General features: G+C 44.3%; 12 protein-coding genes and 3 pseudogenes. 1 reads left to right on the top strand and 14 read right to left on the bottom strand.

The window, feature by feature from the left end:
• Positions 1-20: 20 nt before the first annotated feature.
• The 10 genes and pseudogenes from panD to NXM86_RS06095 all read right to left on the bottom strand — a co-directional run bounded on the left by panD (position 21) and on the right by NXM86_RS06095 (position 7,975).
• A complete protein-coding gene (gene panD, locus NXM86_RS06140; protein ID WP_015864251.1) occupies positions 21-404 on the bottom strand; it encodes an aspartate 1-decarboxylase in 384 nt (127 codons plus the stop codon).
• Between the two features lie 42 nt (positions 405-446).
• Positions 447-1,294, bottom strand: a pseudogene (gene panC, locus NXM86_RS06135) (pantoate--beta-alanine ligase).
• Positions 1,236-2,129, bottom strand: coding sequence for a 3-methyl-2-oxobutanoate hydroxymethyltransferase (panB, locus tag NXM86_RS06130; RefSeq protein ID WP_498958750.1), 894 nt, complete (start codon positions 2,127-2,129; stop codon positions 1,236-1,238). Before panB ends, panC begins: the two are co-directional and overlap by 59 nt.
• A gap of 263 nt (positions 2,130-2,392) precedes the next feature.
• Positions 2,393-3,382, bottom strand: coding sequence for a bifunctional biotin--[acetyl-CoA-carboxylase] synthetase/biotin operon repressor (locus tag NXM86_RS06125; protein WP_015864254.1), 990 nt, complete (start codon positions 3,380-3,382; stop codon positions 2,393-2,395).
• Complete coding sequence (locus NXM86_RS06120) at positions 3,340-4,554, bottom strand: CCA tRNA nucleotidyltransferase (RefSeq protein WP_328268902.1); 1,215 nt, start codon at positions 4,552-4,554, stop codon at positions 3,340-3,342. The genes NXM86_RS06125 and NXM86_RS06120 overlap by 43 nt, the downstream gene beginning before the upstream one ends.
• A 4-nt stretch (positions 4,555-4,558) precedes the next feature.
• Complete coding sequence (bshA, locus tag NXM86_RS06115) at positions 4,559-5,686, bottom strand: N-acetyl-alpha-D-glucosaminyl L-malate synthase BshA (RefSeq protein WP_205424629.1); 1,128 nt, start codon at positions 5,684-5,686, stop codon at positions 4,559-4,561.
• A 2-nt stretch (positions 5,687-5,688) separates the two neighbouring features.
• Entirely contained in the window at positions 5,689-6,399 is a 711-nt protein-coding gene (gene bshB1 / locus NXM86_RS06110) for a bacillithiol biosynthesis deacetylase BshB1 (protein WP_328268903.1), read from the bottom strand.
• Positions 6,389-6,811 (bottom strand): methylglyoxal synthase, encoded by a 423-nt coding sequence (mgsA, locus tag NXM86_RS06105; RefSeq protein WP_015864258.1) that lies wholly within the window; start codon positions 6,809-6,811, stop codon positions 6,389-6,391. The genes bshB1 and mgsA overlap by 11 nt, the downstream gene beginning before the upstream one ends.
• A 26-nt stretch (positions 6,812-6,837) precedes the next feature.
• Positions 6,838-7,637 (bottom strand): annotated as a pseudogene (gene dapB, locus NXM86_RS06100) (4-hydroxy-tetrahydrodipicolinate reductase).
• The gene (locus tag NXM86_RS06095; RefSeq protein WP_015864260.1) at positions 7,637-7,975 is read right to left on the bottom strand and encodes a nucleotide pyrophosphohydrolase; all 339 of its coding nucleotides are present in this window, start codon (positions 7,973-7,975) and stop codon (positions 7,637-7,639) included. The pseudogene dapB and the gene NXM86_RS06095 overlap by 1 nt, the downstream one beginning before the upstream one ends.
• A gap of 143 nt (positions 7,976-8,118) precedes the next feature.
• Between NXM86_RS06095 and NXM86_RS06090 the strand changes: the two genes are divergently transcribed.
• Positions 8,119-8,988, top strand: a complete 870-nt coding sequence (locus NXM86_RS06090) for a YitT family protein (protein ID WP_081189443.1) — start codon at positions 8,119-8,121, stop codon at positions 8,986-8,988.
• A 27-nt stretch (positions 8,989-9,015) separates the two neighbouring features.
• On the opposite strand, the gene ypjB is transcribed toward NXM86_RS06090, so the two are convergent.
• From ypjB to qcrB, 4 genes and pseudogenes are all read right to left on the bottom strand, one after another.
• Positions 9,016-9,804, bottom strand: coding sequence for a sporulation protein YpjB (gene ypjB, locus NXM86_RS06085; RefSeq protein WP_089097843.1), 789 nt, complete (start codon positions 9,802-9,804; stop codon positions 9,016-9,018).
• Positions 9,805-9,862: 58 nt separating this feature from the next.
• Complete coding sequence (gene lhaT / locus NXM86_RS06080) at positions 9,863-10,456, bottom strand: lipoprotein heptaprenylglyceryl N-acetyltransferase LhaT (protein ID WP_062752704.1); 594 nt, start codon at positions 10,454-10,456, stop codon at positions 9,863-9,865.
• Positions 10,457-10,534: 78 nt separating this feature from the next.
• Entirely contained in the window at positions 10,535-11,302 is a 768-nt protein-coding gene (locus NXM86_RS06075; RefSeq protein ID WP_062752706.1) for a menaquinol-cytochrome c reductase cytochrome b/c subunit, read from the bottom strand.
• Between the two features lie 47 nt (positions 11,303-11,349).
• Positions 11,350-12,025, bottom strand: a pseudogene (qcrB, locus tag NXM86_RS06070) (menaquinol-cytochrome c reductase cytochrome b subunit).
• Positions 12,026-12,027: the final 2 nt, after the last annotated feature.

Raw genomic sequence — 12,027 nt, 5'->3', positions numbered from 1 at the left:
CAAAACAGCCCCCTCTCCCTTTATAAAACGGTATGTGCCGGTTCTTCCACAATCAGCTGCTGAATGCGGTTGTTCTCGTCCATAATGGCAATTTTCGGACGATGCTGGGCAATTTTTTCCTCAGGAACGATCGCATAAGAAATAACAATAATGATATCACCCTTTTGCACAAGACGAGCAGCTGCGCCATTTAAACAAAATACTCCGCTGCCGCGTTCACCAGGAATAATATATGTTTCAAATCGCGCCCCGTTATTATTGTTGACAATTTGCACTTTTTCATTAGGCACCATGCCGACCGCATCTAAAATATCGGCATCGATCGTAATGCTGCCAACGTAGTTCAAATTTGCTTCTGTTACACGTGCGCGATGAATTTTCGCGTTCATTAATGTACGAAACATGAAGAAATCCCCTCCTAAAGAAAGCAAATAGCAAAATCATAATCACACGATGTCCAGTGTAATATTATCGATGAGGCGAGCGCTTGCAAAGCGAACCGCAACCGCGATAATCACTTTTCCATGCAGCTTTTCAAGCGGCTTTAAATCTGGGTAAGAATAAACTTCTACATAATCAATCTCTGCATGTGTATGTGTTTGAATATAATTTTTCACTAATGCACAAATCGTCTCTGGATTGCGCTCTCCGTTCTCAATCGCTGTTTTTGCCTGCTGCAGCGCTTGATATAACGCCGGCGCCTCCTTCCGTTCTTCCGGCGATAAGTAAACATTACGAGAGCTTTTGCAAGGCCGTCTTCTTCGCGAACGGTCGGCACAGCCACTAATTCGATCGGAAAATGAAAATCCCGAATAAGTCCATCCACAACAGCAACTTGCTGCGCATCCTTCATTCCAAAATAAGCACGGGTCGGCATGACAATATGAAATAATTTCGTTAAAACGGTAGCCACTCCATCGAAATGACCGGGTCTTGATTTTCCGCAAAGCACATCAACGCGTTCTTTCACGGTCACTTGTACGCTCAATGGGTGTGGATACATTTCCTCTACACTGGGGCAGAAGAAAACGTCTACACCGTTTTCTTTTGCAATGCGCTCATCACGTTCTATATCGCGCGGGTATCGCGCAAAGTCTTCATTTGGACCGAACTGAAGCGGATTCACAAAAACGCTTAATGCAACGATATCATTTTCCTCGCGCGCCTTTTTTAACAGAGCAATATGCCCCTCATGCAAATACCCCATCGTCGGTACAAAACCGATCGTTTTTCCTTCAAGGCGATATTGCTGCATCATGGTTTGCATATCCTGTATTTTCGTTGTCACAATCATGATCGTTTTCCCCATATAGCGCAATCCATTCTTCTTCTTTCATCGTAAACATATGAGCGGCTTCTGGAAACTGCCGTAATTTCACATCAGCGATGTAATTTGCGAGCGCGTGAGAAATGGTTTCTTGAATATTAGCGTATTTTTTTACAAATTTTGGAACACGATCTACCCCATATCCAAGAACATCATGATATACTAGCACTTGGCCATCCACTTCGTCACCAGCGCCGATACCGATCGTTGGAATCGTCAACTGTTTCGTTATTTCCGCGGCAATTTGTTTCGGCACACATTCCAAAACGAGGGCGATTGCGCCGGCTTCCTCGCATAACTTAGCGTCTTCTATTAATTTTCGTGCGCTTTCCGCATCTTTCCCCTGCACTTTATAACCACCAAGCACTCCAACGGACTGCGGAGTAAGTCCAAGATGGGCAACAACTGGAACCCCTGCTTTTGTAAAGGCGCGAATAACGTTTACAACGTCATCGGCGCCTTCCACTTTCACTGCGTTCGCTCCTGATTCTTGCATTATGCGTTGAGCATTGCGGAGCGCTTCCTCCATGGATAAATGATAAGACATAAACGGCATATCGGTTACGATAAACGTATTCGGCGCTCCGCGACGAACCGCTTTCGTATGATGAATCATATCTTCGACGGTAACAGGTATCGTTGAATCATACCCTAAAACGACCATTCCGAGCGAATCGCCGACTAAAATCATGTCAACACCCGCCGCCTCCGCCAGTTTCGCCGACGGGAAATCGTAAGCAGTCAGCATGACAATTGGTTCATTTTCTTGCTTCATTTTGAAAAAATCGGTTTTCGTTTTCATTATCTATTCCCTCCTCTTTTGTCGCAGAGGAGATGAATCACCGAACAAAAAAACCTTCTTTCTCTACCTTGAGAAAGAAGGACGCTTATCGCAGCAATCGGCTGAGTTCATCCCTCTGTCCAAGTCCTTCTAAGGATCAAGGCAGATCGTTTTTTATTTGATTGTTCCTTCTTGCCCGGTGCAGTTCTTTCGCAAAAGATACTGCCCATTTCCTTGTTAGTTCGTATTTTAACAAAATTGTTACATTTTTTCTAGATGAATGTTTATAATTGAATATCGGCAGAGTGAATATAATGGATATGTTTTTCTTCATCTTCAAGCATAAGCACACCTTCGTCGGTAATGCCCAGTGCAATTCCTTTGATCGTCCCGTTTAACGTTCGGGCGGTAATTTCTTTTCCGATGCTTGTCGCATATCCTTCCCATAATAGTTTAATGGGACGGAAGCCATATTGTAAATACTGTTGATATAATCTTTCAAGCCGCAGCAGAATTTCTTGGACCAGCTGTGCACGTTGAATGCGCTCCCCTTTTTCAATGGCGAGCGATGTAGCAATCGTGCGAATTTCTTCTGGAAATTGATCCAATGTTTGGTTGACATTAATGCCCATGCCGATAATCACCGAATGAATCCGATCAGGGTCTGCTTGCAGTTCCGTTAAAATACCGACACACTTTTTTCCATTGATTAAAATATCGTTGGGCCATTTAATGTCCGGGACGATGTTCGCTTTTTCTTGGATCGCTTGCGCAATCGCAACTGCTGTTAACAAAGTAAGCTGCGGCGCTTTTTGCGGCGGAATTGGCGGACGCAAAATGAGACTCATCCATATTCCCGTTCCTTTTGGAGAAAACCATTTGCGGTCCATCCGTCCGCGTCCCGCCGTTTGCTGTTCCGCGATCACAAGCGTCCCTTCTTTTGCTCCTTCATACGCAAGGCGCAAAGCGATCTTTTGCGTAGATGTTACTTCCTCTTCAAAATGAATATAGCGGCCGAACGTTTCCGTCTTTAAACCAAGTTGAATTTCATTTGCTGTCACTTTATCAGGAGTTTTTACAATGCGGTAGCCGAGACGGCGCACCGCTTCTAATTCAAACCCTTCTTTCCGCAATTCTTCGATATGTTTCCAAACAGCCGTACGTGAACAACCTAGCACTTCACTAATTTTTTGTCCAGAAATAAAATCTCCATTCGCCTCTGAAAATAGCTCTAACAATTTTCTCCGCGTATCAGATTGCGATGAATGAGCCATTCGTGAATCCGCTCCTTATGATTATCTACTTCTCCATGAATAACCGCTCGTTCAATGAGTGTCAATATCTCTTTTACCCAAGGCCCTCCCGGTTTGCCAAACCATTTCATGATGTCGTTTCCGCTTACTGCTAATTCTTTCTTTGTTTTAATCGGAAGAGACATAAACAATTCGTTCAATTTCTTTCGATGTTCCTCCACATTTTCGCCGCTTGCCACTGAACGAATCGTTTCCGCGGCAATCGCATGCTCAAGTCCGAATTCAAATAATCGTTCTTTCGTCCAATCACTGCTCGAAGGAATCGTTTGTAAAATCCGTAACGCCATCTCCACTTCTTTGATCAGCCGATTCGGCAGCTTCCACGCTCGTAAAAAGTCAGCGGCCGAATCGACGCAAAGGATATAGCATAAAAATCCCCACCGCTGTCCGCGTGAATCAAGCAGCCTCCAATTATAGCGGGCAGCTGTCTGCAATTCATTCTCTTTGTCACGCAGCATCGGTAAATATAAAAACAACCCTGTTTCTACTAGTAAAGACAAAGCTCGGCTGGCAAACGGACCCTCAAGCAGCTTTTCAAACTCCATCGTCATCCGTTCCACCGAAATATGGGCAAGAAGCGCAGCGTTTTCTATAATCGCCTGCTTTGTTTCTTCATCAAGGGAAAATCCTAATTGACCAACAAACCGGATCGCGCGCATCATCCTTAACGCATCTTCTGAAAAACGCGCTTTTGGATCACCGACCGTACAAATGATACGATTTGCAATCGCCTCTTGCCCGCCAAATGGATCGATCAACTTTCCTTCTGCATCCATCGCGATCGCATTCATCGTAAAATCACGGCGCTGTAAATCTTCATAAAGGGATCGGACAAACGTAACCGCCCCCGGCCGACGATAATCTTCATATTCACTTTCTGTTCGAAACGTTGTCACTTCGTAGGAAATTCCGTTATGGACAACCACTACCGTTCCGTGTTGCGAACCGATATCAATCGTTTTTGGAAATAATTGCATCACTTCATCTGGCAGCGCGGATGTAGCAATATCAATATCGCCAATTTCTCGATTTAATAAAAGATCGCGCACCGCACCGCCTACAAAATACGCTTCATATCCGTGCTGCTGCAATGTTTGAATAATGCCGAGCGCTTTTTGAAATGGTTCTTTCATCACCTCACCCCTTTGCCAATGAAAAATAAATATCTTCATATTGTTCCACAATTTGTTCCGAATAAAATTTTTGATATACCGTTTGAACCGCCTGCTTGGCCATATACATGTGAAGATGTTTGTCTGTTAAAATGCGAAGCGCTTTATTTGCCACTTCTTCCACATTTCCAAGCTCACATAAAAACCCTGTTTTACCGTCTTCAATCACTTCAGGAATGCCGCCGATCGTCGTACCAATGCAAGGAACGCCGCAGGCCATCGCTTCTAATAGCACAAGACCAAAGCTTTCTTTTTCTGATAATAGCATCTTCACATCGCTAATCGAATATAATTCATCGAGCTTGTCTTGTTTTCCTAAAAAGCGTACATCATCACTAAGTCCAAGCTCTGTCACAAGGCGGCTGACGACAGTCATTTCCGGTCCATCGCCGATAAGCAGCAGTTTCGCAGGCAGATGCTTGCGAATGAGAGAAAAAGCGCGCACAACATCAGGAACCCGCTTGACTTTTCGAAAGTTGGATACATGAATGATGACTTTTTCGTTCTCATCAATCCCATATTCTTTCTTTAAATGATTGGCATTTTTTTTGTGATATACACGCTCGTCCACAAAGTTATAGACGGTTTGGATCGGTTTTTGTACGTCAAGAAGCTCATACGTCTGCTTGACAAGCGCATTCGAAACGGCGGTGACAACATCTGATTGCTCAATTCCAAATTTAATCATATCGCTCAACGATGGATCATATCCAAGCACCGTAATATCCGTTCCGTGCAATGTCGTAACAATCTTTAATTTCCCGCCTACCATTTGCTTCGCCAATACAGCGCAAACCGCATGCGGAACGGCATAGTGGGCATGCAACACATCGAGCCGCTCCCGCTTCGCCACTTCAGCAATTTTGCTTGCCAGAGCTAAATCATATGGCGGATATTGAAATACAGAATATTGATTGACGCCCACTTCATGATAATAAATGTTGCCATACACTTTATTGAGACGAAACGGCATGCTCGAAGAAATAAAATGAATTTCATGCCCTTTTTCTGCCAGCAATTTCCCTAATTCGGTCGCAACGACACCAGAGCCGCCTACTGTTGGATAACAAACAATCCCTATTTTTAGCTTCATTTTCACACTCCTAGTAAATCATTGAAAATCTTTATTGGTTTTTTCGTAAAAAATCCTTCGGCAAACGCCACTCCGACTTCTTTTCCTAATAACCGCTCACGGCTTTCCACCATTTCAATATAGCCGTCTGTAAGCGGTGTATCGACAGATCCAGCCGCTTTTGTAAATTGGCTTTCATAGGAGCGCAAACTGGCTATTTTTTTGTCGATCGTATCACTAATATCGATGACAAAATGCGGGCGTTCCCACGCATTAATCATATAGTAATAGACAGAATGAACGCGATGTGCCGGCAAGTCCGGCTCTGTTTTATAGCGGCGGATGCCAGCGGAAAACACCGCCTCTTCCACAAGATGTGCGCAGCGGCCATGATCCGGATGCCGGTCCACCCAATAAGGGGCAAACACAACGTGCGGGCGGTATCGGCGAATCACTGAAACAATGCTTTTAACCGCTTCTTCTGTCACATATAAGCCGCGGTCCGGAAGGCCAAGATTTATTCTTGTGGCCACTCCTAATATATCCGCAGCCTCCCTTGCTTCTTTTTGCCGCAATTCCACCGTTCCGTTTGACGATAATTCGGCTAATGTTAAATCGCAAATGCCAATGCGATAGCCTTTTTCGGCATATTTGGCAATCGTTCCACCCATCCCGATTTCGACATCATCCGGATGAGCGCCGAACGCTAACATATGTAATTGCTCATAATCCATTTATTTCACCTTTTCTTCCACGAACAATGTTTCTCCATGCAAAATCGCCGCGCTCTAACCCTTTAATTAAAATTTCCGCCGTCCCCATATTTGTCGCAAGCGGCACCGAATATACATCGCATAAACGAATTAATGCGCTGACATCCGGCTCATGCGGTTGCGCGGTCAGCGGATCACGGAAAAATATCACCATATCCATTTCATTGCGGGCAATCATTGCGCCAATTTCTTGATCTCCACCATATGGTCCTGATTGAAAGCGATGCACTTTCAGTCCTGTCGCCTCTTGAATGCGAAGACCTGTTGTCCCGGTCGCATACAATTCATGCTGTTCTAAAATCGGCTGATAGGCAGTAACAAACTCAATCATATCCGCTTTCTTTTTATCATGCGCGATTAACGCGATCTTCACGATAGCACCCCCGCTTAGTGGCCGTTTTACTCGATAATGTGTTCCAAACCGTATACGAGCGTATGCAATTTCATGACTGTTTCTACTGACAATTTTACTCCAGACATGAACGAAGCGCGGTTGAACGAATCATGGCGAATCGTTAATGCTTGTCCATTTCCGCCGAAAATCACTTCTTGATGAGCGATAAGCCCCGGGAGGCGGACACTATGAATCGGTATGCCGTCATATGTCGCGCCGCGCGCTCCGGCAAGCGTCTCTTTCTCATCCGGATGGCCTTGTTTTTTGTCGGGCGTACCATCGAAATAAGCTGTGCCGTTTTCACTGCGGTTCCGGATGGAGCATCGAGTTTTTGGTCGTGATGTAATTCGATAATTTCAACATCAGGAAAATATTTCGCCGCCATTTGCGCAAATTTCATCATTAAAATGGCCCCAATCGCAAAGTTAGGCGCAATGATCGCTCCAATTCCTTTTTCTTCCGCTAACGTGGTAAGACGTTGAATATCTTCATCCGTAAAACCGGTTGTGCCAACGACAGGACGGACTCCGTAGCGAAGCGCGATTTCAGCATGTTTTTTTCCTGCTTCCGGTGTCGTTAAATCGATGAGTACATCCGGTTTGATTTCTTCAAAACAGCGGGCAGCATCGGTATATATCGGGGCGTGAATGCCGGAAAATCCTTCGACATCCGCTAAATTTCCCCCGTCATTTTTACGGTCAATGACGGCAGCAAGCTGAAAATGATCGGTCTTTTGTACAAGGGAAACCGCTTCGCGTCCCATTCGGCCACGCGGACCGGCAATGACGATACGGATTGTCTCCATTATGCTTCCTCCTCTTCTTTTCGCGTCCAGCGGTTTTTATCACGGGTACGAAACTTTTCCATCACCATATCATGTGCTTGTTGCAAATCGATATGGAGAGAGTTGGCAAAACAGATAAGGACAAATAGCAAATCCCCTAGCTCTTCTTCAATGGTTTTTTCCTTTTCCGTCTGTTTTTTCGGCTTTTCGCCATAATAATGATTCACTTCCCGCGCCAATTCGCCAAGCTCTTCGGTAAGTCTCGCAAGCATGGCGAGCGGGCTGAAATACCCTTCTTTAAATTGGCTAATATATTCGTCTACCTCTTGTTGCAGCTGCTTCATCGTCTTTTCTTGCATAAACGTCACCTCTCATGTTTTCATGTTAGCTAAAAGCAACGTTTTTGACAAATATTTTTGTGTCTAATGCGCGCACATTGCTTACACAAACAACTTCATCTATAATTAAGGACACTGACTACTATGAAAACGGAGGTAGCCATATGATTTTCGGGCTAAAAATAAAAAATATTATTTTCATTTTACTTGGTGCTGCCATTTTTGCGTTTGGACTTGTCCATTTCAACATGCAAAATAATTTAGCAGAAGGCGGCTTTACAGGAATTACGCTGCTTCTCTACTTTTTATTTGACATTGATCCATCCATTACAAACTTAGCGTTAAACGTTCCTCTCTTCTTTATCGGTTGGAAATTGCTTGGGCGCAATTCGTTTTTATATACGATTATCGGAACGGTAGGCCTTTCTCTTTTCCTCTGGATTTTTCAACGTTACGCCATTCATATGCCGCTAAAGCATGATATGACGCTAGCGGCGTTATTTGCTGGCGTATTTATCGGCGTCGGTCTGGGCATTATTTTCCGTTACGGCGGAACCACAGGCGGCGTCGACATTATCGCGCGACTTGTCCATAAATATAAAGGGATTAGCATGGGAAAAACGATGTTTACGTTTGATGCCGCCGTTATTACTCTTTCATTGCTTTACCTTTCTTACCGCGAGGCAATGTATACGCTCGTTGCAGTGTTTATCGCCGCCCGCGTCATCGACTTTATGCAGGAAGGCGGATATGCGGCGAAGGGAGCAACGATTATTTCAGAAAAAAGCGAGGAAATTGCCAGCAAAATTTTAACGGAAATGGATCGCGGCGTAACGATTTTAAAAGGGCGGGGCTCTTATACGAAACGCGATCGGGATGTATTATATTGCGTGGTGGCGAAAAACGAACTGCCTCGTTTAAAAAACGTCATTATTTCCGTTGATCCCCATGCGTTTGTCGCTGTCACCGACGTCCATGATGTGCTTGGTGAAGGTTTCACACTCGATGAACGGAAGCAGCCGCTAGAACAATAAAAAGGGGCGCCACTCGCCCCCTTTTCCCTATTCATTTTCATGGGTGCGGTTTTTTTCTTTCTCCCCACGATATTTCCGCCATCCAACATAAGATAGTGTCAATACAATCATTCCTCCGGTAGAAATGATCACCCATATTAAAGATGGATCGGCTTCGTCTTTTTTGACGCCGTCAAATAACGTCTGTAAGTCTGCGCGCATATTTTTTAAATGTTTTTGCTGATCTTCTTGGCTTAATTGTTGAAATGCCGGTGTTTGCAACATTTCAATCTCTTTATCTATTTTTTTCGCTTCCTCAGGCTGCACATCAATTTTGACGCTTGGCTCAATCAGCTCATAATGGTTTAAAAATTGACGCAGAGAGGCGGTAAATGCTTCCTCTTTTCCTTCTTCTACCGCTTTCTCAAGCTGATCAAACGACCCCATCACTGTTGTTTCCATCTCTGACCAAAGAGGTTGATGTGTCGAATGAATCGCATCAACGACAAGGCGAAACTGTGTTACTTTATCAATTCTTTCCTCCTCCGGCAATGAGGATGCTGTTACCGTTTTCAGTGCATTTTCGTGAGTAATCGTGATCGCGCGAAGTTCATCTGCTGTTTTAAGCCGGTCCCGGGCGTTCATTTGAAAAAACTGATCGGAAAAATACGTCAATACTTCCTTTGCTTCTTCGAAACGTCCATTTTTCGCCAACTGTAACGCTTGATCAGAAATTTGATCTAGTTTTTTCCAACCGCCATCATTTTCGGCGGCGTAATTATGCGATGGAAATAAACAAATGAGCGTGATAAAAGCAAATAGCCATATTCGCTTCATTCTTGTCCCTCCTCCATTAACTATTACAATGTATGAAGGAGTGGACAAGAGTAGACCATTAATTTAATGAAAGAAAAAGTCTCCCTTTTCGTACACATAACATATAACTAATCGCGATCGAAATGATACTAAGCCAAAACGTAAAATAGCCGATTGGCGGCATATATTGATTTAAAACGCTGTAACGCGGCATCATTCCAAAAACATAATCGATGATGTCATTATGTAACGTCCAAACCGCCGCGAACGCTAAATGAGGCAAGCGAAACCGATAAAACGGAGCATATAATATTCCTTCGACCGCCATGGCTCCGTGAGAAATGATTAACATCCATCCTGCGACATCAAGCGTTCCCGTCACTTTCCATACTAACAAGTTCATCACGACCGCCCAAACGCCATACTTCACTAATGTCACGATTGCCAACGCTTCAAGCAGCGGAAAATGACGGCCGAGCAAAAACGCAATCAGAACTAGCACAAAAAATAAACTTGCGGTTGGGCTATCTGGAACAAACGGCAAAAAAATTGGCGGCGTCTCCGCTAATTGATAACGATACCATATATATCCGTAAATCGTCCCGATCACGTTGACTATAAGCAAAAGCCATAACACGGAACGATGGGCAAGCAACGGAAAAACCCATTTCATGAATACACACCTGCTCTCTACTTTTCATGAATGAAAAAAGCTGACTAATCATAGCCAGCTTTTTTCTCGATGAACCGTTTATTCCTCTTTTAATCCTGCAATGAATTCAGCGAGTTTTTTCAACTCTTCGTCCGTACCTTTGAAAATGCCTGCAGGCATGCCGCCTTTACCTTCTTTTGAAATTTTCGCGATTTCTTCCGGTGTTAAGCCTGTGCCAATAAGCGATGGCGCAGCTGCACCACCGGATAAATTTTCACCATGGCAGGACGTACATGTGTTAGCTTGGGCAATTTTATATCCTTCTGCGTTTTTGTCAATTTCCACTTCTGCGCGGATTTTTCCTTGTTCAGCAGCTTGTTTCCAGTCATGCGTAACAACGGCTTCCCAAGTTAAATATACTATTGACGCAAGCGTTAAAAGCATCATTCCGGTAGCGACAGGACGCTTCCATGGGCGACGTTCCGGACCGCGATCCAAAAACGGCGCTAACAATAACGCACCAAATGCCAACCCTGGTATCACAATTGCTCCGATCACCGTATAAGGACCTGATGCATACGAATATTTAAGCAATTGATAGAGGAACAAGAAATACCAGTCCGGAAGCGGAATATATGCCGTATCCGTCGGATCAGCAATACGCTCTAATGGAGATGGATGTGCGACCGTCAAACATAAAAAACCGATCAAAAAGACGGAGCCAACCATCCATTCTTTTAATAGGAAGTTCGGCCAAAACGCTTCCGTTTTCCCGGGATATTCCGAATAATCTTTTGGAATATTCGGCTTTCTCACTGCGGGCACGCGGGAATCGCCGACAAATTTCATTCCTTTTCCGCGATGCATTGCATGTTTCCCTCCTTTTTCTTCTCACTAAACAGCGTTTATGCGAATCACAGTGGACCAGAAATACCTTGTCTGCGAATCATTAAGAAGTGCGCAGCCATTAAGCCGAGCAATGCAGCAGGCAAGAAGAAAACGTGGATCGCAAAGAATCTTGTTAGCGTTTGCGCACCAACAATTTCCGGGTCTCCTGCGAGCAACGTTTTAATGGCCGGGCCAATAATCGGCGTCGCTTCAGCGATTTGCAAGCCTACTTTTGTCGCAAATAGCGCTTTCATATCCCATGGCAATAAGTAGCCGGTAAAACCAAGCCCCATCATGACCATGAAGATAAGCACACCAACGATCCAGTTTAATTCGCGCGGCTTTTTGTATGCACCTTGGAAAAAGACACGCAAACGTATGTAAAAACATCATGACAATAACAAGGCTCGCTCCCCAGTGATGCATACCGCGGACGATTTGTCCGAACGCCACTTCATTTTGTAAATAATAAACCGATTCCCAAGCGTTTTTAATATCCGGAACGTAATACATTGTTAAAAACATCCCAGATAAAATTTGGATAACAGTAACAAAAAACGTTAATCCGCCAAAACAATAAACAAATGCGGAAAAGTGATGGGCCGGGTTAACATGTTCCGGAACTTCATGGTCAGCGATATCCCGCCACAAAGGCGTAATATCTAAACGCTCGTCAACCCAGTCATAAAGCTTATTTAACACGT

It is taken from the genome of Geobacillus sp. CX412 (genome assembly GCF_027942335.1).
GTDB lineage: Bacteria > Bacillota > Bacilli > Bacillales > Anoxybacillaceae > Parageobacillus_B > Parageobacillus_B toebii.
Note: the sequence above shows the minus strand (reverse complement) of the source record. Positions and strands in the feature narration are given on the sequence as shown.